This is a genomic window from Nguyenibacter sp. L1 (assembly GCF_035199985.1).
GTDB lineage: Bacteria > Pseudomonadota > Alphaproteobacteria > Acetobacterales > Acetobacteraceae > Gluconacetobacter > Gluconacetobacter vanlangensis.
Map to the genome: position 1 here is coordinate 3,884,080 of NZ_CP127015.1, position 22,205 is coordinate 3,906,284.

Consider the following 22,205-nt stretch of genomic DNA (forward strand, 5'->3'; position numbering starts at 1 on the left):
TTCGGTCCTCATGCCGCGGCACGGCGGCCGCGGAAGGCGGGACGGCCGCGCGGGATGCGGCTTTCGCCCGTCCGCTGGCGGGTCAGGGCCAGGACCATGCCGATGGTCAGCGCCACCGACATGGCCGACGAGCCGCCATAGGAGATGAAGGGCAGGGTCATGCCCTTGGTCGGGATCAGGTGCAGGGTCGAGCCCATGTTGACGAACGCCTGGAGGCCGAAGCCGGTGACCAGGCCGGCGGTGGCGACGACGATGAAGGGATCGTCCTCGCGCAGCAGCTTGAGCAGGGTGCGGATGACGATCACGCCGAAGACGGCGATGATGAACAGGCAGATCAGCATGCCGAATTCCTCGCCCGCCACGGCGAAGACGAAATCGGCGTGGGCGTCGGGCAGCAGGTCCTTGACCCGCCCCTCGCCGGGGCCGCGGCCCATCAGCCCGCCATTGCCGAAGGCGCGCAGCGCGGTGTCGATCTGGTAATGGTCGCCGACATTGGGGTGCAGGAAGCGTTCGACGCGCGAGCGGACATGGGGGAAGACCATGTAGGCGCCCAGGAAGGCGGCGATCATGCAGCCCACGCCGGCGCCGACGAAGAAGATGTTCAGCCCGTCGATGAAGAGCTGGGCCAGGAACACCGTGGTGATCACGCTGAGCATGCCGATATCGGGCTGCGATTTGAGCAGCAGCAGGATGACCGCGAACAGGCCGAGCGCGATGGGCATGCCCGGGAAGAAGCGGCGCAGGCGCCGTTCGGTCAGCAGCCAGGCGGTGACGACCGCGAAACAGGGCTTGAGGAATTCGGAGGGCTGGACCGACATCAGCGGCAGCGCGATCCAGCGCCGTGCGCCCTTGATTTCGACCCCGTGGACCAGCGTGAGGGCGGTGGCGCCGATGGCGACCACGAAGCCCGCCGCCGCCAGGCGCCTGACGCCGCGTGGCGAGAGCAGCGAGGTGGCGGTGACGATCGCCCCGGCCAGCAGCAGGAAGATGACCTGCTTGAGGATGAACATGTCGCGCGAGGCGCCGATGCGGGTGGCCACCGCCGGGCTGGCCGCCAGCATCAGCACGTAGCCGAAGCCGATCAGGATGCCGATGCAGGAGAGCGTCACCCGGTCGACATGGCGCCACCAGCGGGCGAGATAGGACGCATCGACGCGCGAAATGGCGGCCATTATCCGTGATCCCCGTATTCGTGATTCCCGTCCTGGGTATTGGCGATGCCCTCGACCAGCGCGGCGAAATGCCGGCCACGCTGTTCGAAGCTGCTGAACTGGTCGAAGCTGGCGCAGGCGGGCGAGAGCAGCACGACGGGCGCGCCTGTACGGCGGGCCGCGTCCAGGGCGGCGGGGACCGCCTGGTCCAGCGTGCCGGACAGGGTGTGGGGCACGCCGTGCGCCGCCAGCGTTTCGGCGAGCGCCGGGCCGTCGCGTCCGATCAGGAGGGCGTGGGCGATCCGTGGGAAATAGGGGGCGAGGTCGGCGATGCCGCCGGCCTTGGCCAGGCCGCCCGCGATCCAGACCAGCCGGTCGTAGCAGCCCAGCGCCCGCGCGGCGGCGTCGGCATTGGTGGCCTTGCTGTCGTCGATGAAGCGGATGCCGTCGATCGCGCCCACCGGTTTCTGGCGGTGGGGCAGGCCGGGGAAGTCGCGCAGCGCCTGGGGGATGTATGCGCGGGGCACGCCGAGGGCCAGCGCCATGGCGGTCGCGGCGGCGGCGTTTTCCGCGTTGTGGGCGCCGGGCAGGGCGGGAGAGGCGGCGAGCGGGGCGATCGGGCCGGCGGTGTCGCGCAGCGTGCCGTCCGCGCCCGTCAGGTCGGCGGGGGCGCTGCCCGAGATCGTCATGACGCTTATGCCGCGTGCGTGCAAATCCTGGCAGAGCGCGTCGGCGGCGGCGTTGTCGCCCAGCACGGCGAGGTCGCCGGGGCCCTGGCGGTCGAAGATATGCAGCTTCGCCTGGCGGTAGCCGGCCATGTCGCCGTGGCGGTCGAGATGGTCCGGGGTGAGGTTGAGCAGGCAGGCCGCATCGAAGCGCAGATCGTGCAGCCGTTCCAGCATGTAGGACGACATTTCCAGCACGTAGACGCCGTCGTCGGGCAGCAGGGGCAGGGCGAGCGAGGCCGGGCCGAGATTGCCGCCCGCCGCTGCCGGGACGCCGGCCGCCTGGAGCATGTGGGCCAGCAGGGCGGTCGTGGTGGATTTGCCGTTGGTGCCGGTGATGCCGGCGAAGCGGGCGCGCGAGCCCGCGCGGCGCACCGCGCGGAACAGCAGGTCGGCGTCGGACAGGATGGGGATGCCGGCCGCGCGGGCCAGCAGGGCGACCGGGTGGGGGGCGGGCAGCAGATGCGGGATGCCCGGGGACAGCACCAGGGCGTCGAACCCGTCCAGGGTCGAAAAGGGGGCGATGGTGATGCCGGACGCGTCGCCCGGATCGGCGTTCAGCGCGGTGCGGGCGGCCTGGCCGTCGTCCCAGGCCTGGATCCGCGCGCCCATGGCGGCGAGCGCGCGGACGACGGGCGCACCGTTGCGGCCGAGCCCCAGCACCGCGTAGCGGTGGCCGGCGAAGAGGCCGGGGGGGAAGGGCCCCGGGATATCGGGATCGGCGGGACGGATCGTCATCGCAGTTTCAGCGTTGCCAGGCCGCACAGGCCGAGAACGATCGAGACGATCCAGAAGCGGATCACGATCTTGGGTTCCTGCCAGCCTTTCTTTTCGAAATGGTGGTGGAGCGGCGCCATCAGGAACACGCGGCGGCCGGTGCGGCGGTACCAGAAGACCTGGATGATCACCGACAGGGTTTCGGCCACGAACAGGCCGCCGACGATGCACAGCACCAGTTCGTGCTTGACCGCGACCGCGACCGCGCCCAGCGCGCCGCCCAGGGCCAGCGAGCCGGTATCGCCCATGAAGACGGCCGCCGGCGGGGCGTTGAACCAGAGAAAGCCCAGGCCCGCCCCGACCAGCGCCGAGCAGAACACGCAGAGTTCGCCGGTGCCGGGCACCGCGTGCAGTTGCAGGTAGTCGGCGAAGACATGGTTGCCGACCAGGTAGGCGATCAGAGCGAAGACCAGGGCGGCGATGATGACCGGCACGATCGCCAGCCCGTCCAGCCCGTCGGTGAAGTTCACCGCGTTGCCGAAGCCGGAGATGGTGATCATGGCGAAGAGCGGAAAGGCGAGGCCCAGCGGCAGCAGCCATTCCTTCAGGAAGGGGAAGGCCAGATGGTTGGCGAGGTCGGCGGGCATCAGGCTTTGCAGCCAGTAGCCGCCGATCAGCGAGGCCGCGAATTCACAGCCCAGCCGCGTGCGCTTGGACACGCCCGCCGTGTTGCGCCGGGACAGCTTGAGATAGTCGTCGGCGAAGCCGACCGCGCCGAAGGCCAGCGTGGTCAGCAGCACCGCCCAGACGAAGCCGTTGGTGAGGTCGGCCCAGAGCAGGGTCGCGCCGAACAGGGCGGCGAGGATCAGCACCCCGCCCATGGTGGGGGTGCCGGCCTTTTCCAGGATATGGCGTTCGGGGCCGAGGGCGCGGATCGGCTGACCCTCGCGCTGGATGCGGCGGAGCTGCGCGATCAGCGGGTTGCCCAGCACCAGCGCGATCGCCAGCGCCGTCAGGCAGGCGGCGCCCGCGCGGAAGGTGATGTAGCGGAACAGGTTGAGGATGGTGATGTGTGCCGCGGCGTGGTGCTGGACGAGATCGTAGAGCATCAGGCCACATCCGCCCCGGCCGGGATGGTGAGGACGGCGATGACGTCGCGCATGCGGCTGCCGAGGCTGCCCTTGACCAGGATCACGTCGCCCGGCGCCACGGCGGCGCGGACCTGCGGCGCCAGGCCGGCCGCGTCGGGCGCCCAGGCGCCGCGTTTGGAGGGAGGAAGCAGGTCGAAGAGATATTTCATGTTGGGGCCGCAGCAATAGACGATGTCCGCATGCGCGAGGACCGCGGACAGGAGGGATTCATGTTCGGCGCGCGCGAAGGCGCCGAGTTCGCGGATATCGCCCAGCACGGCCATGCGCCGCGTCGCCGGGCGCAGGCCGAGCACGGAGAGGGAGGCGCGGATGGAGAGCGTGGATGCGTTGTAGCTTTCATCGAGCAGCATGGCGCGGCCGTCGAGGATCGGCTGGTACGCGCCGCGCCCCGTGCCGGGACGAAAGGCGGAGAGGGCAGTGGCGGCAGCCGCGAGGACGCCGTCCGGGGCATGAGAATTCGAGGCACGAGGATTCAGGGCCGCGACCGCGCCCAGCGCCGTCGCGGCATTGCGGGCGAGGTGGGCGCCGGGGGCGTGCAGCGTGACCGCGACGTGCTGTGCGCCGATCCGTACCGAGAAATCGCTGCCGTCCGGACCGAGCGCGAGGTCGGACAGGCGGATCGCGCTGTCGGGCCGGCTGCCGCTGCGCCACAGGATGGCGCGGGCGTGATCGGCACGCTCGGCGAACAGGGCCTGGCCCACCGCGTCGTCCGGGACGATGGCGGTGCCGCCGGGCGGGAGGGCCGCGATCAGGTCGGATTTTTCCCGCGCGATGGCCTCCAGGCTGCCCATATGGCCGAGATGGGCGCCGGCGATGGTGGTGATGATCGCGACATCGGGGCGGACCATGGCGGCCAGGGGGGCGATTTCGCCGGGATGGTTCATGCCGATCTCGGCCACGCACCAGGCCGCGTTCCCTGGCAGACGCGCCAGGGTGAGCGGCACGCCCCAATGGTTGTTGTAGGAGGCGACCGCGCAATGGGTGGGGCCCAGCGCCCCCAGCGCCACGCGCAGCATGTCCTTGGTCGTGGTCTTGCCCACGCTGCCGGTGACGGCGACCACGCGACCGGTGAAGCGGGCGCGGGCCCGGCGGCCCAGGGCGCCCAGCGCCTCCATCGTATCTGCGACGCGCAGCAGGCGTGGATCGTCGAGGCCGGGGATCGTCCGATGGACCAGGGCGGCGGCCGCGCCGCTTGCCAAGGCCGCGCGGACATGGGCGTGGCCGTCGCTGTTTTCGCCCGCCAGGGCGATGAACAGGTCGCCGGGGACGAGGGTGCGGGTGTCGATCGATACCCCGGTCGCGGCGATCGGGGCGTCGCCGGCGAAGGTGCCGCCGGTTGCCGCTTCGAGTTCGGCGCGGGTCCAGAGCGCGGTCATGCCGCCACCCCGGCCAGGGTGCGGATGACCGACGCGTCGTCGAACGGGTGGGTGGTGGTGCCGATGGTCTGGCCCTGTTCGTGGCCCTTGCCGGCGACGACCAGCACGTCGCCGGGGCGGAGCATGGACAGGCCCTCGGCGATCGCACGGGCGCGGTCAGGGATTTCGATCGCGCCGGGGGCGCCGGACAGGACCTCGCCGCGGATGAAGGCCGGGTCTTCTGTGCGGGGATTGTCGTCGGTGACGATGGCGATGTCGGCGCGGCGCGCGGCCTCGTGCCCCATCAGGGGGCGCTTGCCGCGATCGCGGTCGCCGCCGGCGCCGAAGACGGCGATCAGCCGGCCCGTCGCGTGCGGACGCAGCGCGTCGAGCAGGCGCGCCAGGGCGTCGGGCGTGTGGGCGTAGTCGACATAGGCCGCCGCCCCGTTGGCGAGCAGGGCGGCGCGTTCCATCCGGCCGCGCACGCCCGTCAGCGACGGCAGCAGGTCGATGGCGGCCGCGAGCCCCTGGGTGCCGGGTGCGGCCAGGGCGGCGGCCAGCAGCGCGTTGTCCGCCTGGAACCGGCCGGGCAGGGCCAGGTCGAGGTCGCGCGTGACGCCGGCGCCGGCGATGCGCAGGCGCTGGCCCTCGGGCAGGGGGGTGCTGTCCAGCAGGCGGATCGCATCGCCCGCCGTGCCGACCAGGCGCAGTTCCATCTGCTTGCGCGCGGCGATGGCGCGCAGGGCGTCCAGGGTCGCGGAGTCCATATCGGCATTGGCCGCCGCCAGGGCGCCGGGGGGCAGGATGTCGGCGAACAGGCGCAGCTTGGCCGCGCGATAGGCGTCGAGCGTGCCGTGATAATCGAGATGGTCGCGGGTGAGGTTGGTGAAGCCGGCGGCGGAGAGGCGCAGCCCGTCGAGCCGGTGCTGTTCCAGCCCGTGGGACGAGGCTTCGAGCGCCACGTCGCTGATGCCGCCGCCGGCCATGGCGGCGAGCGCCCTTGCCAGCCCGACGCTGTCGGGCGTGGTCAGGACCGGACCGCAATCGGGGAGGGGGACGTCGGCGATGAGGCCAAGCGTGCCGACGCTGGCGGCCTGGCGGCCCTGGAACCGCCAGATCTGCCGCAGGAAATCGACGGTGCTGGTCTTGCCGTTGGTGCCGGTGACGGCGACGACGTGATCGGGCTGCGCCCCGGCGAAGGCGGCGGCCAGCAGCGCCAGGGCGCGGCGCGGCTCGGCGGCGGTGATGACCGGCAGGTCGATGCCGTCGGCCGGGGTGCCGGCGGGCACGACCAGGGCGGCGGCGCCGGCGGCGATGGCGGCCGGCACGAAGGCGCGGCCGTCGGCGCGCGTGCCGGGGATGGCGACGAACAGCATGCCGGGTCGGACCTGGCGGCTGTCGGCGGTGACGCCGGAGATCGCGGGATCGATCGCAAAGCCGGGTGCCGACGGGGCGGACAGGCCCGATACGGCCAGGAGCTGGGACAGCGGGCGGTTCATCCCCGGGACTCCGCGGCTGCCGGATGGGCGGCCTGTTCGGCGCGGGCGGCGCGCAGGCGGACGCGGGGCGATTGTTCGGCGAGCGGGATGCCGTGACGGTCGCCCTTGCGCGCGGGCTTGGGCTGGTTGCGCGGATCGCCGGGATCGTTGCCCGGGCCCAGCGCGCGATAGCCGCGCGGCACGGCGGGTTCCATCGGGATGGCGAGAGCGGCGTCGATGGCCTGGGCGTCGGCCGTGTCGGGGAACAGGCCGAGCATCGGGCCGATGCGGGTTACGATCTTGGATACGGTGGGGGCGGCGGTCCATCCGGCGGTGGTCCAGCCATGGGTCTGGGCGGTCGGCTTGGGACTGTCGAGCATGACATAGACCGCGTAGCGCGGCGCGTTCATCGGGAAGACGCCGGTGAAGGCGGCGATATTGACATGTTTCAGATAGCCGCCGTGCGGGCCGATCTTTTCCGCCGTGCCGGTCTTGCCGCCGACGAAATAGCCTGGGGATTCGGCCGATTTGCCGATGCCCTCGGTCACCACCAGGCGCAGGATGCGGCGGAGGACGTTCGAGATTTCCGGCGAGATCAGGCGCGTGCCGACTGGCACCGCAGCGGGCGCGGCGGCGGGGGTGGGCGTGGTCAGGACGGCTGGGGTGATGCTGGCGACCGGAGCGTTTGGCCCGTCCTGAGTGCTTGTGTCCTGAGCGCCTGTGATCTGGACGCCCGCGCCCTGGCTGCCGGCGTCGGCGATCAGGTCGTCGTGCGCCAGCAGGGTCGGGCGGACCAGGATGCCGCCATTCACGGTGGCGGCGGTGCCGCGCACGATGGCAAGCGGCGGTTCGGCGACGCCGTGGCCGAAGCCGACGGTCATGACCGTCGAGATGCCCCAGTTGCGGGGCGAGGGAATGAGGGGGCGCGCGGCCTCGGGCAATTCGATCGGCACGGGCGCGAAGAAGCCCATGGCGCGCAGCCAGTCCTGCTGGCGCTGAGCGCCGACATCGAGCGCGATATGGGCGGCGGCCGGGTTGGAGGAGTAGGCCATGACCGCCGGCAGGGAGAGCCAGGGCGCGAAATGGTCGGTCTTCATGTCCGAGATGGTGAAGCGGCCGACATGGATGGGGATGGTCGAGAACCGGTCCCAGACATGGGCGACGCCGAGTTGCAGCGCCATGGCGGCGGTCTGCAGCTTGAAGGTCGAGCCGGGCTCATACATGCCGGTGACGGCGCGGTTGAAGCGGGCATCGGGGTCGGCATGGCCGAAATCGTTGGCGTCGTAGTCCGGCAGGCTGACCATGGCGATGATCTCGCCGGTATTGACGTCCATCACGATGGCGCAGGCGCCGATGGCCTGGAACATGTCCTTGGCCGCGGCGAGTTCGTCGCGGACCACGGCCTGGATGCGCACGTCCAGCGACAGGCGCAGCGGGGTGCGGTCGGCGTTCAGGCGCTTGTCCATGGAACGTTCGATGCCGGCCACGCCGTGATCGTCGATATCGACCGCGCCCATGATGTGGGCGGCGACGCGGCCCAGCGGGTAGTGGCGGCGTTCGCCCGGTTCGAAATAGACGCCGGGAATGCCGAGATTGTTGATCGCGACTTCCTGCATCGGGGAGATGTCGCGGGCCAGGTAGACGAACTGTTTCTTCGTCGAGAGGCGGCGGACCGCCTCGGCGACGTCCAGGGTGGGCAGCACCGACTTGAGCTTCTGCGCCGCGTCCTGCGGGTCGATCATTTCCTGCGGGTTGGCATAGACCTGCGCGACCGGCAGGGAGATCGCCAGTACCTGGCCGTTGCGGTCGGTGATCGAGGCGCGGTGGACCTGCGGCAGGGCGAAATCGGCCTCCATGCCCTTGGGGTCGCTTTTGGGGATGTCGGGGACCTGCGGCGCGATCTGCCGCCGTTCGGGCGCCATCGGCATGATGACGGTGGCGAAGGCGAGCTTGAGCGCGACCGCGCCGAACAGGCCGCAGAATAGGGCGGAGACGCCCAGCAGCCGCGACTGCGTGCGCTCGCGCGCCGTGCGGGTGCGCAGGTCGTCGCCGGTGACCCGCACGTCCATCCGCGGGGGGCGGGAGGGCCCGCTCCGCATACTGTCTGGTGTGTCGGTCGGGCCGTTGGTCATGTTACCTGCGCGAGGGCATCAGTTGCTGAGGGGAACGGGCGGCGGCAGCGTTCCGGAATGTGAAAAGCCCAGGGACGACCCCCTGCCGTATCCCCGTGCCTCCTGGTACGGGACCGGCGCGGCCGGGCGCCAGGCCGCGACGGCCATCGGCGCCGGGCGGGGCGGATGGTAGGCGGCGATCCGGGTGGCCGGGTTGGCGGCAGGCAGTAGCACGGCGCGCGCGACGTGGGCAACGGATTGTACGGCACGGCGCCCGGCGTTAGGCGGCAATTCGGGCGAAAGCGCGGCAGGGTGGACAAAACGTGGAGTCGCCGGGCGGATTGGCGCCGTCGGGGCGACGGGAATCGTGGCCGAGGCCAGCAGTACCGGGCGGGCCGGAGGCTGGGCCGGCTGGGCCGGCTGGGCCGATTCGGACGGCTGGCGGTGCGTCGCCGCCGCCAGGATGGCGGGGGCCGGGGTTTCGTGCTGCGGGATGGCGGGCGCCGGTTCGGCCGGGGCATGGGCCGGGGGCGGAGCCAGCGTGGCGCCGATCGCGTCACGCGGGTTGACCAGGGGCAGCGGCCGGGCGCCGGGGGCGGGCAGGCGGTCGGCCAGCGACGCCATCTGGATGAACTGGGTGGGCGCCATCGGGTGGATGTCCGGCAGGAAGCGTGCCGACAGGGCGGCCAGACGGTCCGGCTGGTTCAGCAGCGCCCATTCGGCGCGCAGCATGGCCGTCTGTTCGCGGACATGCTGCGTGTCGGCGACGATTTCCGAGATCCGCTGGTCCAGAAGCGTGGTCTGGTGCTTCTTGGAATAGAGGAACAGCCCGGACAGGCCGGCCATGACGGCGCAGAGGAGGGTGAAGGATCGCATCATGGGCGGCGTTCCGGCTGGTTGTCGGTTATGTCCGGGAGGGAAAGGCGTTCGGCCGCGCGCAGGCGGGCGCTGCGGGCGCGGGGGTTGGCGTGGCACTCGGCCGCGCCGGGGCGCAGGGCGCGGGTGGTGAGCAGGCGGTAGGATGGTGCGGCCGCGCGGGCCTGCATCGCCCTGGGGTCGTGGCGCGAGGGGGCGGGCAGGCGCCCGGCGGCGCGGTTCAGCGCCTGCTTGACCAGCCGGTCCTCGAGCGAATGGAAGGAGACGACGACCAGCCGGCCGCCGGGGGCGAGCAGGCCCAGCGCCTGGTCGAGGCCCGCGGCGATCTGCCCGAGTTCGTCGTTCACATGGATGCGGATGCCCTGGAACGACCGGGTGGCCGGGTCGATGCCCGAGCGGTCGGCGGGCACGACCGAACGGATGATGTCGGCGAGTTGGAACGTGGTCAGGATCGGCGCCTGGGCGCGGGCCGCGACGATGGCGCGGGCGACGCGGCGGGACAGCCGTTCCTCGCCATATTCATAGATGACGTCGGCGAGGTCCGATTCGGCCATCGTATTGACGATGTCGGCGGCGGTCGGGCCGGTGTCGTCCATGCGCATGTCCAGCGGGCCGTCGGTGCGGAAGGAGAAGCCGCGCTCGACCTCGTCCAGTTGGAAGGAGGACACGCCGAGATCGAGCACCACCCCGTCGAGGGCCGGGACGTGGCGCGCCTCTAGCAGGGCCTGCATGTCGCCGAAGCCGCCATGGATCATGTGCAGGCGGGTTTCGCCCTCTTGCGCGCGCAGTTCGGATTGCAGCGCGTGGCCGCGGCGGATGGCGGCGGGATCGCGGTCGATGGCCCAGAGGGTGCAGCGGGCCGCCGACAGAATGGCGCGGGCATAGCCGCCACCGCCGAACGTGCCGTCGAGATAGGCGGCGCCGTCGCGCGGCTGCAGCATCGCCAGCACCTCGGCCAGCATGACGGGGACATGGCCGGGACGGTGGCCGGCGGGGGGCGTGGTCATGGCGTTCATGCGGCGCCTCCGCCGTTGGTCCCGCCGAGGGGGCTGCCGCCTTGCTGAACGTGATTCTGAACGTGACTCTGGGCGCGGTTCTGGGCCGGCAGGGCGAGATTGCGCGAGCGGGTGCGGGCCTCGGCGCGGCGGCGTTCGGCGGCGGCGGGTTCCCAGATCTGGAAGATGCGGCCCAGCCCCATGAAGGCGACGCTGTCGGTCAGGGCGGCGTGTTCCTTCAGCGCGTCGGGCAGGATGATCCGTCCCTCGCGGTCGGCGTCGACGGGGAAGGCGTCGGCATAGAGGGCGGCGGCCATGTCGTCATGTTCGTCGGAGAACATGTCCAGCCGGTCGAGCGGCTGGCTGAGAGCCGCGAAGGCGGCGGTGGGCCAGGCCTCGATGCAGGGATGCTGGTGCGAGGGACGCAGGACGACCAGCGCGTCGCCGGCCTGGGCCTGGGCGCGCAGGGCCGTGCGGAAGGGAGCGGGGATCGACACGCGGCCCTTGGCGTCGAGGCGGTTCTGATGGGTGCCGAGGAACACACTCACGCTTTTGCGATGCTCCCTCGGCTGGATGGTTGCGGATGCGATTGCGCATGGGCCGGCGCCCCCTGCGCGCCGGGTTTTCATGGGATATCATGGGATTTTATGGGACGTCAAACAAAACGCGCTGAAATTCTGGCAGAAAACCGCAGTTTTTCGTGGGTTGGACAAGTCGTGACAGGACTTGACCCCAATTGTCGCAGCGGGCGGACTTTGGAATGCGGCATGAATATGAATGTTTACGTTATGTTCTAGTTTGAATGTGATCAAAACGAGAACATTTTGCTGGGGGCATTTTGTTGGGGGTATGTTCCGCAGGAGACGACGAGGCCAGACGGTCTGTAAGCCGGGTTCTGTCCATCCTCGATGAAGATGGGGCGACCATTCCTCTGGGACGCGCCTTGCGGCGCGCCTCACGCGACCAACCCGAACGACGGGGCGGAGGGACCCCCGGCGGCGCCTTTGGGGGCGTCGCCTGCCGTTCCTATTCGGTCTTGCTCCCGGTGGGGTTTGCCCTGCCGCCTGCGTTGCCGCACGCGCGGTGCGCTCTTACCGCACCGTTTCACCCTTGCCCGCACCATCTCCGGCGTACCGGAATGCCGTGGGGGCGGTTTGTTTTCTGTGGCACTTTCCCTGGGGTCGCCCCCGCCGGCCGTTAGCCGGCACCGTTCCTCCGTGGAGCCCGGACTTTCCTCCATCGCGTGAGCGACAGCGGTCGCCCGACCGTCTGGCATGCGGAAACTGGCGGTCCGGGCGGCTTGCGTCAAGGGGGAATGCGCCGCATCAAGAGGCGGACGACATGATGAGGCGAGGGTGGGAGCGCGGGCATGGCGGGCGGGCCGGCGGTGGAATCGGGAATGGCGCAATCGGACGCGGCGCGACCGGGAGCGACGCGGCTGAAAGCCGGGCGATTGGGGCTGGCGTCGCGGCTGGTGCTGGGGCATCTGTCCGGCCGGGCGTCGCTGCGCGCGCGCCGGCCGCGCACGCTGGCGGAATTGCGGCGGGCGCTGGACCGGCCCTGTTTTCCGCAGGCCCTGTCCAGCCTGCCGCTGCGCCGGGTGATGGCGCTGCGGGTGCCGGGGGCGACCGAGCTGCGGCCCGCGCGGCTGTACCTGCCCCATGGGAAGGTGCGCGGGGCGGTGCTGTTTCTGCATGGCGGCGGATTCGTGCATTGCGGGTTGAATTCGCATCACGGGATCTGCTGCCGGCTGGCGCGGGCATCGGGGGCGGCGGTGCTGTCCTTCGATTACCGTCTGGCGCCGGAGCATCGCTTTCCGGCGGCGGTCGAGGATAGCTGGGCGGCGCTGCGCTGGCTGGCGGGCGAGTCCTGGCGGTGGGGCGGCGGGCTGGCGGTGGCCGGGGACAGCGCCGGGGGGAACCTGGCGGCGGTGCTGGCGCACCTGGCGCGGGATCGGGGCGGGCCCGAACTGGCGCTGCAGTTGCTGTATTATCCGTCGCTCTACGGGGCGCGGGAGGTGCCGTCGCGGCGGATCCACGCGGAGGGATACATGCTGACGGCCCGGCTGATGGAATGGTACGCCGAGCAATATGTCCGCACGCCGGAAGACCTGTACCATCCGCTGATGGCGCCGGTCTTTGCCGAATCGCTGGCCGGGCTGGCGCCGGCGGTGATCGTGCCGGCGGAATTCGATCCGCTGCATGACGAGGCCACGGGATACGCCCAGGCGATGCGCGCGGCGGGCGGGCAGGCCGAGCTGCGCTGCTATCCGGGCACGATCCACGGCTATCTGAACATGTATTCCGTCATGCCGGCGGGCAGGGCGGCGATCCGCTTCGGTGGGCGGAGGCTGCGCGCGGCCCTGGCGGGGTACACGCGGGGGACGGCCTGATCGGCCGGCGGTCAGATCTGCTGGATGGCGGCGAAGTCGAAACTGGTGCCGGGCGGGTTCTGGCCGAGGCGGATGGTGGTCGGGCCGGCCATGGAATAAGGCGGCACCGGCAGGTTGTAGGGGGCGGGCGCGCCGATGAAGACGCGGCCGGCCAGGTCGAATTTCGAGCCGTGGCAAGGGCAGGCATAGCCGCCCGGCCAGTTGGCGACCGGGGTGGCGGGGTCCGGCGCCGGGGCATAGGCCGGCACGCAGCCCAGATGGGTGCAGATGCCGACCACCACGCCATAGTCCGGGACGATGGAGCGGTGCCAGTTGTCGGCGTAGGGCGGCTGTTGCAGCGCGCGCGAGGTGGGGTCGCGCAGGCGGGCGGCCAGGGCCGGATCGCGCAGCCGGGCCAGGGCCTGGGGCGTGCGATGGGTGATGAAGACCGGACTGCCGTGCCAGACGACGGTGATCTGCTGCCCCGGGGGGAGCTTGGAGACGTCGACATCGACCGGGGCGCGGGCGGCGCCGGAATCGGCCGGGCGCAGGGAGTCGAGGAACGGCCAGGCGAAGGCGGCCGCCCCCGCCCCGCCGGCGGCCAGCGTGACCAGGGTGAGGAAGTCGCGTCGCTTGCCGTCCGTGGGGGTGGTCTCCATGGGGATGGCAGGTTGCGCGGAGGGAAGATCGCCCCGGGTCGTCATGGCGCCCTTAACGCGGCAGGGGGTGGAAGGTGCCGGGCGAGCCCCAGTCGGTCTGCACCGTCTGGTCGACCCGGTCGACCCGCAGCGTGAACAATTTGGGCAGCGTGTTCTTGAGGGCCGGGTCCTTCGCCCCCGGGCAGGAGCCGGAATGCTTGGCCATGACGTCGAAGCGCGTGGCGTCCGGCGGGTCGTTGCCGTTGACGATGAACAGCACGCAGCGCCCGGGCAGGTCGGTCATGCCGTTATGGGTCACGACCGTGCGGAAATGTTCCACCAGGGCGGTGTCGTCGAACCAGTTGGCGTGGCGGAAGGTGATCTGGTCCGCCGCCTGATCCAGCCAGCCCATGCGCGCGGCGACGACCGCGAGCAGGGCCATCGGCACGACCATGACCAGCCGCCTGACGATACGCTGGCGCATCGTCAGGCGGCCGCGGCGGCCGCCCAGTTTGTTCGTGGTATCGGAAGGGGAGGCCATGCGGACGGTCAGACCATGTCCTCGTGCCACCGGTGGCCGCGCTCGGCCAGCAGGGCGCGGGCGGCGTCGGGGCCCCAGCTTCCGGCCGGGTAGGTTTCGAGCGGCGACTTGTTCTCGGCCCACCCCTGGAGGATCGGGTCGGCCCAGCGCCATGCGGCCTCGACCTCATCCCGGCGGATGAACAGGACCGGATCGCCGCGCACGACGTCGAGCAGCAGGCGTTCGTACGCGTCGGGGTAGCGGGTGGCGAACGCCTTTTCGAACGCGATGTTGATGTCGGCCTGGCGCAGCGCCACCGAATCGGTCGGGGTCGGGTCCTTGGTCGAGACGGTCAGCATCACGCCCTCATCGGGCTGGATGCGGATGACCAGGCGGTTGGCCGCCGGCTTCTCGGGGAAGATCGACCAGGGGGTGGTCTTGAACTGGATGACGATCTCGCTGCTTTTCTGGGCCATACGCTTGCCCGAGCGCAGGTAGAACGGCACGTTGCCCCAGCGCCAGGTATCGACCTGGGCGCGGATAGCGACGAAGGTCTCGGTGTTGCTGACCGCGTTCTCGCCGAGATCCTCGAGATAGCCGGGGACGGGCTTGCCGCCCATTTCGCCGGCGCCGTACCGGGCGCGTACCGTGCTGACGGCGACGTCCTCGGGCGTGATCGGGCGCAGGGCGCGCAGGACCTTGAGCTTCTCGTTGCGCAGGCTGTCGGCCTCGAGCGAGCCGGGCGGGTCCATCGCGACCAGGCACAGCACCTGCAGCAGGTGGTTCTGGATCATGTCGCGCATGGCGCCGGACTTGTCGTAATACGGGCCGCGGCCCTCGACGCCCACGGTTTCGGCCGCGGTGATCTGGACATAGTCGATGGCGTCGGACGACCAGAGCCGTTCGAAGACCGGGTTGGCGAAGCGCAGCGCGATCACGGCCTGGACGGTTTCCTTGCCCAGATAGTGGTCGATGCGGAAAATGTGGTTTTCCGGGAAGAACCGGCCGACGCCGTCATTGATTTCGTCCGCCGAGGCCAGGTCGGTGCCGATCGGCTTTTCCAGCACCACGCGCGACTGGTCGGTGACCAGGCCCTGGGTGCTGAGATTTTCGCAGATCCGGCCGTACAGGTCGGGCGCGGTGGCCAGGTAATAGACGCGGATCCGGTCGGCGGGGGCTTCGGCCAGCAGGTCCTTCAGCCCGGGCCAGTTGCTGCCGGCCTCGGCGCCGTTCAGGCTGACATAATGCACGAGGGCGAGGAAGCGGCGCGCGAGGTCGGGGTCGAGATCGGCGGGCTTGACGAAATTCTGCAGCGCCTTTTCGGCCCGGGCCTGGAAATCGGCGCGGGAGAGGGGCGAGCGGGCGGTGCCGATGATGCGGGCCTGATCGGGGATCTGCCCGTCGCGATAGCGGTAATAGAGCGCCGGCAGCAGCTTGCGCATCGTCAGGTCGCCGGTGGCCCCGAAGACGATGTAGTCGAAAATATCGACGGGTGGGAGTTGAGCCATCGGATGCGGCCTCCTGCGCGGTTCTGATTGTTGCGTTGGACGTTTCGCGGACATGCGCGGGCCTGCCTCCATGTGCCGGGGGACCCGTGGGGGAGACGACCTGCCGTGCATCGGTTTGGGCCGGGCGAAGGGGGGCTGTCAAGTTGCCATTGACCGGCCGGCATCGTCACGATAAGCCCGCCGTTCCCTTTCGGATCGGGTGGTTTCGGCCCCTGGCCCGGTCGGACGAGCGACGTTCCACCCACGATGCTGGAGGCATGCGGTTCCATGGATGCGGAGAATTTTGCGGCTGACGACAACGCGGCGGCGGTAGGCGGCATTGCGGCGGACCGGCTGCGCAGCATCATCGAGCGGATCGAGCGGCTGGAAGAGGAACGCAAGGCCCTGGCCGGCGATATTAAGGATATCTTCACCGAGGCGAAGTCGGCCGGGTTCGACGTGAAGGTGATCCGGCAGATCATCCGCCTGCGCAAGCAGGAGCCGGCCGAGGTGGAGGAGCAGGAGACGCTGCTGGATATCTACCGCCGCGCCCTGGGAATGTGACCTTCTTACGGGATCCTTGCGCCGGCGTGGCCTGATCTGGTCACATGGGCGAAGGTCCGTTCTTTTCTGGTCGTATCGCGATGCCGTTGCCGTTCCTCGACTGGATGCCCTGGTGGCTGCAGCTAGTGCTGCTGATCCTGGGGACGTTGTTTGCCTTTGTCTGGCTGCTGATGCCCTTTGCCGTGTTCGGGGTGAAGGGGCGGCTGGACGCGCTGGCGCTGCAGATCGAGGATCTGCAGGCGGAATTGCGGGTGCTGGCGGTGCCGCCCGAGGAGCGGCGCCCGCTGGCCGCCGCGCGGGCGGCGGCGGTCGCGCCGATGGTCTCGCCGGTGGCCGGTCCGGGCTCGGAGATGGCGAACGGGGCGGCCCCGGGGGGAGCCGGAGTGGCGCCGCCGCGCGCCGGCGACCCGGTCACGGCCAGCGATGCCTATGTGCCCCGTCCGGAGCGGCCGGTGAGCCCGCCGCCCGTCCAGCCACCAACCGCCCAGCCATCGGAGTTCCCGCCGTATTCCGTTCCGCCTGGTGGTCAGCCGGCCTATCAGCCCGCGCCGCGCCCCACGCGTTTCGCGCCGCCGCCCGATGCGGTGGGACCAATGCGGCCGCCTCCGCCCCCGCCGGTCGAGCCGCCGCCGGTCGCTGCGCCGCGGCCGAGCGTGCGGGTGCCTCCGGAGGACGGGCGGCCGATACCGCCGCAATCGAAGCCTCCGCAGTCGATACCCCCGCAGTCACCGCCTCCGCAGCCGGCGCCGCCGCAGTCGATGCCTTGGCATGAGCGGCCGGCCGCGCCGGAATCGCCCTATCCGCCTTATGCTCCGCCGCCGGTCGGGCCGGCGCGGCCATTGGCGGAACCCCGCGATCCGGGGCGGCGGCATGGGTACCGGGCGCGCGGCAATGACGAATGGGACGAGCCCCCGCCGCGTTCCGAGCCCACCCTGCGCTGGCCTCCGCGCACCTGAAAACCCTGTTGGCGAGGGCGGGTCGTCTGCCCGAAAACGTGGCCCGGTGAGCGGGAGCGGTGCGCGCGTCGGATCGCCGCCGGTCCGGGTTTACGGGTGGACGACGAGGTCGTCGCGGTGAATGATCTCGTCCCGCCCGCGCCAGCCCAGCAGGGGTTCGATGTCGTCGGAGCGGTGGCCGGCGATCAGGCGGGCGTCGGCGGCGGCGTAGGCGGAGAGGCCGCGGGCGATTTCGTTGCCGTCGAGGTCGGTGACCAGCACCAGGTCGCCGCGCTCGAAATCGCCATGCACGGCGCGGACGCCGGCGGGCAGCAGGGAGGAGCCGGCGGCCAGCGCGCGCATGGCGCCCGCGTCGATGGCCAGGCGGCCGGCCGGGGCGAGGCCGCCGGCGATCCAGCGTTTGCGGGCCGAGCGGCCGTCGGGCGCGGGCAGGAACCACGAGCAGCGCGCGCCGTCGCGCAGCCGGGCCAGGGGATTGGGGTCCTTGCCGATCGTGATCGCCATGGCGCAGCCGGACTGGGTGGCGATGCGCGCGGCCATCAGCTTGGTGCGCATGCCGCCCGACGAGTAGCCGGGCGGGGGGGCGCCGCCCATGGCCTCGATTTCCGGGGTCAGGGCCGGGATGACCGGCAGGTGGCGGGCGGTGGGGTCGGTGCGGGGGTCGGCGGTATAGAGTCCGTCGATGTCCGACAGCAGGACCAGTTGGTCCGCGCCGGTCATTTCCGCGACGCGGGCGGCGAGGCGGTCATTGTCGCCGTAGCGGATCTCGGTGGTGGCGATGGCGTCGTTTTCGTTGATGACCGGGACACAGCCCAGGCCCAGCAGCGTGTCGAGGGTGGCGCGGGCATTGAGGTAGCGGCGCCGGTCCTCGGTATCGCCGGGGGTGAGCAGCAATTGCGCGGCGACCAGGGTGTGCGCGGACAGCGCGCTGGTCCAGGCCTGGGCCAGGCGGATCTGGCCAACCGAGGCGGCGGCCTGCTTCTCCTCGAGCCGCAGGGCGCGGCGGGTCAGGCCCAGGCTGTGCCGGGCGAGCGCGATGGCGCCGGAGGAGACCACGATGATTTCGGTGCCGGCCTGGCGCAGGGCCGCGATGTCGTGGGCCACGCTGGCGAGCCAGGCGGCGCGGGGGGCGGCCTGTTCGGGGTCGACGACCAGGGCGCTGCCGATCTTGACCACCAGGCGGCGGGCGTCGGCCAGGCTGGGGAGCGGGCCGCGAACGGGGGCGGGGGGCGCGGTCATGTCGCGGTGTCCCGCGCGGCGTCCTGCGGGATGGCGAGGGTGGCGGCCTCGCGCTCGGCCGCGCGCGTGGCGGACACGCGATCCTGGAGCAGGCGCAGCACGGCGTCGAGATTCTGCCGCGTGGCGCCCGAGAGCGTGACGACCTGGGCGCCGCTGGCCTTTTCCAGCGCGCGGCGGCGGCTGGAGATCTGTTGCGGGGTCATCGCGTCGATCTTGTTCAGGGCGATGATTTCCGGCTTGCGGGCCAGGTTTTCGTCATAGGCTTCGAGTTCGTGGCGGATGGTGCGCCATGCCTTGACCACGTCGCCGGCGGCGCCGTCGACCAGGTGCAGCAGCACGGCGCAGCGTTCGACATGGCCGAGGAAGCGGTCGCCCAGGCCCGCGCCCTCATGCGCGCCTTCGATCAGGCCGGGGATGTCGGCGATGACGAATTCCTCGGCCACCGAGAGGCGCACGACGCCGAGCTGCGGGTGCAGGGTGGTGAAGGGGTAGTCGGCGATCTTGGGCCGGGCGGCCGAGACGACCGAGAGGAAGGTCGATTTGCCGGCATTGGGCAGGCCGAGCAGCCCGACATCGGCGATCAGCTTCAGCCGCAGCCAGACCCACTGTTCCTCGCCCGGCCAGCCCTTGTCGGCGCGGCGGGGGGCGCGGTTGGTGCTGGTCTTGTAATGGGCGTTGCCGTGGCCGCCGTCGCCGCCGCGGCAGAGCGTGACGCGCATGCCCGGCTTGTCGAGGTCGGCCAGCATGATTTCGCGGTGTTCGTCGAAGATCTGGGTGCCGACGGGGACCTGGATGACGACCGGCGGGGCGGCGGCGCCGGTGCGGTCCGACCCCGCGCCGTTGCCGCCCTTGCGCGCGCGGAAATGCTGCGTGTAGCGGAAATCGATCAGGGTATTGAGGTTGCCCGCGGCCTCGAAGACGATATCGCCGCCGCGGCCGCCATTGCCGCCGTCGGGACCGCCGAATTCGATGTATTTCTCTCGCCGGAAGGCGACGACGCCGTCGCCGCCGTCACCGGATTTTACGTAGATCTTGGCCTGGTCGAGGAATTTCATCGTCGTTGGTCCGGTCGGAACGAAGGGGCCGCCCGAGACGGCATGTCCGTGAGAGCGTGCATATGGGGCGAGGGGGGCGCAACGCAAAAAGGGCCGGTCCCGAGGACCGGCCCTTTGCGGGTCGCCTGCGGCCCCGAGACGCGGGCGTGCTTACTCGGCGGCGATCGCCAGGGCCTCGACCGACACGTGGACGCGGCCTTCGGCGCGGCGCTCGAAGCGCACATGGCCGTCGACCAGGGCGAAGATCGTGTGGTCGCGGCCGAGGCCGACATTGCTGCCCGGCTTCATCTTGGTGCCGCGCTGACGGACGATGATGTTGCCGGCGACGACGCTTTCGCCGCCGAACTTCTTGACGCCGAGGCGTCGGCCCGCGCTATCGCGTCCGTTGCGGGACGAACCGCCTGCCTTTTTTTGTGCCATTGCCTGAACTCCTGAATCTGATCTGACCTGAGATGCCCCGGGGGCGCCGATGCGCCCCGCGCGGGGTTCAGGCGGCGTTGATCGCGGCGATGCGCAGCACGGTGACGGGCTGGCGGTGGCCGTTCTTGCGGCGGCTGTTCTGCCGGCGGCGCTTCTTGAAGATGATGACCGTGTCCAGACGGTCCTGCGCAATGACCGTGGCGGTCACGCTGGCGCCGGGGACGGTCGGGGCGCCGATCGTCGTGCCGGCTTCGCCGCCGACGGCGAGGACGTCATTGAAGGTCACGGTGGCGCCGGCCTCGGCGTCGAGCTTCTCGACCTTCAGCACGGTGTCCGGGGTGACGCGATACTGCTTTCCGCCGGTGCGGATGACTGCGAACATGGTTTGTCCTAACTCTTTCCGATCTCTTGGCGCGTGCGGCCCCTGGCGGGACAGGCGACGCGGCCCAGTCGCTTTTTGTTGTTGGCCATGCGGGCATGGCTGAACCCCCGGGCGAGCGGGGGAGAAGTGGGGCTTCTACAGGTGGAGCGCGCGGGACGTCAACAGGCAATGCGCGGGACAGGGCGTGAGGCGTGTGGCGGGGACAATAACATAATGAGTGAAAAACGCATCGGGGTGGCTTGCGTGCGGCCTGCACCCCCCCTATAAGCCGCATCCATCGCCGCGTTGGATTATGGAGAGGTGCCGGAGCGGTCGATCGGGGCGGTCTCGAAAACCGTTGTGCGTGCAAGCGTACCGTGGGTTCGAATCCCACCCTCTCCGCCACTTCAGTCCCTGAGTGGGCACTGCGTTTGCGTCGCCGTTCGCCACGAGCGTCTGGAGCAGCCGGGACTTCGATCCCATGATCCGAATCTGGCCGTCGAACGTCTCCCGGTTGACGATCGGCGGGACCGGAACCGTCACGATCTCGCTGACCGCCTTCAATTCCTTGGTCTTGGATCGCTTGTTGAACTCATGCTCGCCCATGTAGGTGTGCCGGGGCAGGATGCGGTGAACCTGACCGATGCCCCCAAGCGCTCGCCGTCACGGGTGAAGAGGCGATGGCCGTTGAGATAGGAGACGATGGTCTTCACGCTCATCTGGCCGCTCGTGCCGTCGCCTTCGAGCGCCAAGCGATAGATCAGCCGCACCGTGTCGGCGTGGAGCGGGTCGATTTCCAGCTTCTTCTTGGTCTTGGCCCTGCGCTGCTCGACCGCGACGACGCGGTAGCCGATGGGAGGAAGCGAGCCGTTCCAGAAGCCTTGCCGGGCGTTTTCCTTCGACTGGTATTCGTCGAACAGCGCCATGATCTGCCGCATCATGACGTGCATGGGATCGTCGCCCTTCTCCTGCGTGATCGAGACCAGCTTGACGCCGTTCTTCGCCAGCTTCCTGACATAGAACTCAAGCTCGAAATGGTCGCGGAAGAAGCGGCTGAACGAGTGAACCACCACCACGTCGAACAGCGCTGGTTTGGTGGTCCCGACCTCGATCATGCGTTGGAACTCCGGGCGGCGGTCGTTGGTGGCCGACGCGCCCGGCTCCACATAGGTTTCGACGAGATGGTAGCCGCGAGAGGCGCAATAGGCTTAGCCCTGCCGCTTCTGGTCGGGGATGGAAACATCATGTTCGGCCTGCCGCGCCGTCGAAACGCGCAGGTAGAGGGCGGCGCGCAGGGGGATTGGGGAAGCGGTCATGCCGGGCCTCCTTGTGCGGCAGTCTCGTCAGGCGACAACACGGCGACACCGAACGGCAGGAAATGCTTCGTGTTGCGGGTGACAATGACGAGTTCATGCGCTGCGGCGGTCCCGGCAATCACGGCGTCCGCCATGCCGGGGTCGTGACCGGCCGTAAGCGCTTTAGCCTCCAATCGCCCGCCGATTGCGGCGGCCTGCGCGTCGAAGCCAATGATCTTGTCATCGTATGTGGAGACGAGACCACTGAGCCATGCTTTCAGGCTCGCGGCCTTCGCCGTTGCCCCCTTGTGGTCGAGGAGCGCGATTCCCTTCTCGATCTCATGGATGGAGACGACCGACAGAAATAACCGTCCATCTGCGTCCATGCGGTCCAGCCAATCGAGGAAGTCAGCGGACGCTTCCGCCTTCGACGGCGCCAGCATGGAAACGACGTTGGTATCGAGAAGGAAGCCGCTCAAAGCTCGACATCCCGCGATGGTTTGCGGTTGCGCGGGAACTCTCCGCCTGGGAACGTCCTGAGATAGCTGACCAGGCCCGCCCGTTTGCGCGTCAGCGCCTTGCGCGCAATCTCCGCTGCCTCGACCGAAACCAGGGCCGCAACGGGCTTGCCATGACGGGTGATGGTCACGATCTCTCCTTTGACGGCTTCATCGACCAGGCTGGAAAATCCGGCCTTGGCGTCTCTGAGGTTGATGGTCAGCATATCGCGCCTCCATATG

General features: G+C 70.2%; 22 protein-coding genes, 1 tRNA gene and 1 other RNA gene. 4 read left to right on the top strand and 20 right to left on the bottom strand.

The features are described from left to right. Positions 1-8: 8 nt before the first annotated feature. The 10 genes from QN315_RS17535 to rnpB form a co-directional block, all read right to left on the bottom strand. Positions 9-1,172 (bottom strand): putative peptidoglycan glycosyltransferase FtsW, encoded by a 1,164-nt coding sequence (locus tag QN315_RS17535; protein ID WP_323990698.1) that lies wholly within the window; start codon positions 1,170-1,172, stop codon positions 9-11. Then, the gene (gene murD, locus QN315_RS17540; RefSeq protein WP_323990700.1) at positions 1,172-2,614 is read right to left on the bottom strand and encodes a UDP-N-acetylmuramoyl-L-alanine--D-glutamate ligase; all 1,443 of its coding nucleotides are present in this window, start codon (positions 2,612-2,614) and stop codon (positions 1,172-1,174) included. The genes QN315_RS17535 and murD overlap by 1 nt, the downstream gene beginning before the upstream one ends. After that, positions 2,611-3,702, bottom strand: a complete 1,092-nt coding sequence (gene mraY / locus QN315_RS17545) for a phospho-N-acetylmuramoyl-pentapeptide-transferase (protein ID WP_176641568.1) — start codon at positions 3,700-3,702, stop codon at positions 2,611-2,613. The genes murD and mraY overlap by 4 nt, the downstream gene beginning before the upstream one ends. Next, positions 3,702-5,120: a UDP-N-acetylmuramoyl-tripeptide--D-alanyl-D-alanine ligase gene (gene murF / locus QN315_RS17550; protein ID WP_323990701.1), complete on the bottom strand. Its 1,419-nt coding sequence runs from the start codon at positions 5,118-5,120 to the stop codon at positions 3,702-3,704. The genes mraY and murF overlap by 1 nt, the downstream gene beginning before the upstream one ends. Then, entirely contained in the window at positions 5,117-6,598 is a 1,482-nt protein-coding gene (locus QN315_RS17555; RefSeq protein ID WP_323990702.1) for a UDP-N-acetylmuramoyl-L-alanyl-D-glutamate--2,6-diaminopimelate ligase, read from the bottom strand. The genes murF and QN315_RS17555 overlap by 4 nt, the downstream gene beginning before the upstream one ends. Further along, on the bottom strand, positions 6,595-8,676 hold the full coding sequence (locus tag QN315_RS17560) for a peptidoglycan D,D-transpeptidase FtsI family protein (RefSeq protein WP_408904660.1): 2,082 nt from the start codon (positions 8,674-8,676) through the stop codon (positions 6,595-6,597). The genes QN315_RS17555 and QN315_RS17560 overlap by 4 nt, the downstream gene beginning before the upstream one ends. Positions 8,677-8,727: 51 nt before the next feature. Further along, positions 8,728-9,567, bottom strand: a complete 840-nt coding sequence (locus tag QN315_RS17565; protein WP_323990704.1) for an ABC transporter permease — start codon at positions 9,565-9,567, stop codon at positions 8,728-8,730. Further along, the gene (gene rsmH / locus QN315_RS17570) at positions 9,564-10,571 is read right to left on the bottom strand and encodes a 16S rRNA (cytosine(1402)-N(4))-methyltransferase RsmH (RefSeq protein WP_408904661.1); all 1,008 of its coding nucleotides are present in this window, start codon (positions 10,569-10,571) and stop codon (positions 9,564-9,566) included. Before rsmH ends, QN315_RS17565 begins: the two co-directional genes overlap by 4 nt. A gap of 5 nt (positions 10,572-10,576) precedes the next feature. Next, entirely contained in the window at positions 10,577-11,107 is a 531-nt protein-coding gene (gene mraZ / locus QN315_RS17575; RefSeq protein ID WP_323990706.1) for a division/cell wall cluster transcriptional repressor MraZ, read from the bottom strand. Between the two features lie 320 nt (positions 11,108-11,427). Beyond that, positions 11,428-11,832: RNase P RNA component class A (rnpB, locus tag QN315_RS17580), an RNA gene on the bottom strand. 126 nt (positions 11,833-11,958) lie between these two features. Between rnpB and QN315_RS17585 the strand changes: the two genes are divergently transcribed. Continuing rightward, positions 11,959-12,951: an alpha/beta hydrolase gene (locus QN315_RS17585; protein ID WP_408904662.1), complete on the top strand. Its 993-nt coding sequence runs from the start codon at positions 11,959-11,961 to the stop codon at positions 12,949-12,951. Between the two features lie 11 nt (positions 12,952-12,962). Here QN315_RS17585 and petA read toward each other — a convergent pair whose 3' ends face one another. Genes petA through zwf form a run of 3 tightly spaced genes read right to left on the bottom strand, consistent with a single transcriptional unit; the run spans position 12,963 to position 15,596 of the window. Beyond that, on the bottom strand, positions 12,963-13,589 hold the full coding sequence (gene petA / locus QN315_RS17590; protein ID WP_323990709.1) for a ubiquinol-cytochrome c reductase iron-sulfur subunit: 627 nt from the start codon (positions 13,587-13,589) through the stop codon (positions 12,963-12,965). A 52-nt stretch (positions 13,590-13,641) separates the two neighbouring features. Beyond that, positions 13,642-14,109 (bottom strand): hypothetical protein, encoded by a 468-nt coding sequence (locus QN315_RS17595; RefSeq protein WP_323990710.1) that lies wholly within the window; start codon positions 14,107-14,109, stop codon positions 13,642-13,644. An 8-nt stretch (positions 14,110-14,117) separates the two neighbouring features. Further along, positions 14,118-15,596 carry a glucose-6-phosphate dehydrogenase gene (gene zwf / locus QN315_RS17600; RefSeq protein ID WP_323990711.1) on the bottom strand — a complete coding sequence of 493 codons (1,479 nt, stop codon included), beginning with the start codon at positions 15,594-15,596 and terminating at the stop codon, positions 14,118-14,120. Positions 15,597-15,863: 267 nt separating this feature from the next. Between zwf and QN315_RS17605 the strand changes: the two genes are divergently transcribed. Next, entirely contained in the window at positions 15,864-16,139 is a 276-nt protein-coding gene (locus tag QN315_RS17605) for a DUF2312 domain-containing protein (RefSeq protein WP_176640977.1), read from the top strand. A gap of 44 nt (positions 16,140-16,183) precedes the next feature. Continuing rightward, positions 16,184-17,095 (top strand): hypothetical protein, encoded by a 912-nt coding sequence (locus QN315_RS17610; protein ID WP_323990713.1) that lies wholly within the window; start codon positions 16,184-16,186, stop codon positions 17,093-17,095. Between the two features lie 90 nt (positions 17,096-17,185). Here QN315_RS17610 and proB read toward each other — a convergent pair whose 3' ends face one another. The 4 genes from proB to rplU all read right to left on the bottom strand — a co-directional run bounded on the left by proB (position 17,186) and on the right by rplU (position 20,191). Further along, a complete protein-coding gene (proB, locus tag QN315_RS17615; protein WP_323990714.1) occupies positions 17,186-18,334 on the bottom strand; it encodes a glutamate 5-kinase in 1,149 nt (382 codons plus the stop codon). After that, the gene (gene obgE / locus QN315_RS17620) at positions 18,331-19,389 is read right to left on the bottom strand and encodes a GTPase ObgE (protein WP_323990715.1); all 1,059 of its coding nucleotides are present in this window, start codon (positions 19,387-19,389) and stop codon (positions 18,331-18,333) included. Before obgE ends, proB begins: the two co-directional genes overlap by 4 nt. A gap of 150 nt (positions 19,390-19,539) precedes the next feature. Further along, entirely contained in the window at positions 19,540-19,809 is a 270-nt protein-coding gene (rpmA, locus tag QN315_RS17625; protein ID WP_176639256.1) for a 50S ribosomal protein L27, read from the bottom strand. Between the two features lie 67 nt (positions 19,810-19,876). After that, positions 19,877-20,191, bottom strand: coding sequence for a 50S ribosomal protein L21 (gene rplU, locus QN315_RS17630; protein ID WP_323990716.1), 315 nt, complete (start codon positions 20,189-20,191; stop codon positions 19,877-19,879). Positions 20,192-20,485: 294 nt separating this feature from the next. Between rplU and QN315_RS17635 the strand changes: the two genes are divergently transcribed. Further along, positions 20,486-20,575, top strand: a tRNA-Ser gene (locus QN315_RS17635). A gap of 155 nt (positions 20,576-20,730) precedes the next feature. Here QN315_RS17635 and QN315_RS17640 read toward each other — a convergent pair. From QN315_RS17640 to QN315_RS17650, 3 genes are all read right to left on the bottom strand, one after another. Further along, entirely contained in the window at positions 20,731-21,336 is a 606-nt protein-coding gene (locus tag QN315_RS17640) for a recombinase family protein (RefSeq protein WP_323990717.1), read from the bottom strand. 146 nt (positions 21,337-21,482) lie between these two features. Continuing rightward, positions 21,483-21,944 (bottom strand): type II toxin-antitoxin system VapC family toxin, encoded by a 462-nt coding sequence (locus QN315_RS17645; protein ID WP_323990718.1) that lies wholly within the window; start codon positions 21,942-21,944, stop codon positions 21,483-21,485. Continuing rightward, entirely contained in the window at positions 21,941-22,189 is a 249-nt protein-coding gene (locus QN315_RS17650; protein ID WP_149577224.1) for a type II toxin-antitoxin system Phd/YefM family antitoxin, read from the bottom strand. The genes QN315_RS17645 and QN315_RS17650 overlap by 4 nt, the downstream gene beginning before the upstream one ends. Positions 22,190-22,205: the final 16 nt, after the last annotated feature.

Coding starts and splice junctions, on each gene's coding strand:
- murD (WP_323990700.1), bottom strand. CDS start 2,614: ATGACGATCCGTCCCGCCGATCCCGATATCCCGGGGCCCTTCCCCCCC.
- QN315_RS17555 (WP_323990702.1), bottom strand. CDS start 6,598: ATGAACCGCCCGCTGTCCCAGCTCCTGGCCGTATCGGGCCTGTCCGCC.
- rsmH (WP_408904661.1), bottom strand. CDS start 10,571: ATGACCACGCCCCCCGCCGGCCACCGTCCCGGCCATGTCCCCGTCATG.
- rplU (WP_323990716.1), bottom strand. CDS start 20,191: ATGTTCGCAGTCATCCGCACCGGCGGAAAGCAGTATCGCGTCACCCCG.
- QN315_RS17595 (WP_323990710.1), bottom strand. CDS start 14,109: ATGGCCTCCCCTTCCGATACCACGAACAAACTGGGCGGCCGCCGCGGC.
- QN315_RS17565 (WP_323990704.1), bottom strand. CDS start 9,567: ATGATGCGATCCTTCACCCTCCTCTGCGCCGTCATGGCCGGCCTGTCC.
- proB (WP_323990714.1), bottom strand. CDS start 18,334: ATGACCGCGCCCCCCGCCCCCGTTCGCGGCCCGCTCCCCAGCCTGGCC.
- obgE (WP_323990715.1), bottom strand. CDS start 19,389: ATGAAATTCCTCGACCAGGCCAAGATCTACGTAAAATCCGGTGACGGC.
- QN315_RS17605 (WP_176640977.1), top strand. CDS start 15,864: ATGGATGCGGAGAATTTTGCGGCTGACGACAACGCGGCGGCGGTAGGC.
- mraY (WP_176641568.1), bottom strand. CDS start 3,702: ATGCTCTACGATCTCGTCCAGCACCACGCCGCGGCACACATCACCATC.
- QN315_RS17610 (WP_323990713.1), top strand. CDS start 16,184: ATGGGCGAAGGTCCGTTCTTTTCTGGTCGTATCGCGATGCCGTTGCCG.
- QN315_RS17535 (WP_323990698.1), bottom strand. CDS start 1,172: ATGGCCGCCATTTCGCGCGTCGATGCGTCCTATCTCGCCCGCTGGTGG.
- QN315_RS17650 (WP_149577224.1), bottom strand. CDS start 22,189: ATGCTGACCATCAACCTCAGAGACGCCAAGGCCGGATTTTCCAGCCTG.
- petA (WP_323990709.1), bottom strand. CDS start 13,589: ATGGAGACCACCCCCACGGACGGCAAGCGACGCGACTTCCTCACCCTG.
- QN315_RS17585 (WP_408904662.1), top strand. CDS start 11,959: ATGGCGCAATCGGACGCGGCGCGACCGGGAGCGACGCGGCTGAAAGCC.
- rpmA (WP_176639256.1), bottom strand. CDS start 19,809: ATGGCACAAAAAAAGGCAGGCGGTTCGTCCCGCAACGGACGCGATAGC.
- zwf (WP_323990711.1), bottom strand. CDS start 15,596: ATGGCTCAACTCCCACCCGTCGATATTTTCGACTACATCGTCTTCGGG.
- murF (WP_323990701.1), bottom strand. CDS start 5,120: ATGACCGCGCTCTGGACCCGCGCCGAACTCGAAGCGGCAACCGGCGGC.
- QN315_RS17560 (WP_408904660.1), bottom strand. CDS start 8,676: ATGCGGAGCGGGCCCTCCCGCCCCCCGCGGATGGACGTGCGGGTCACC.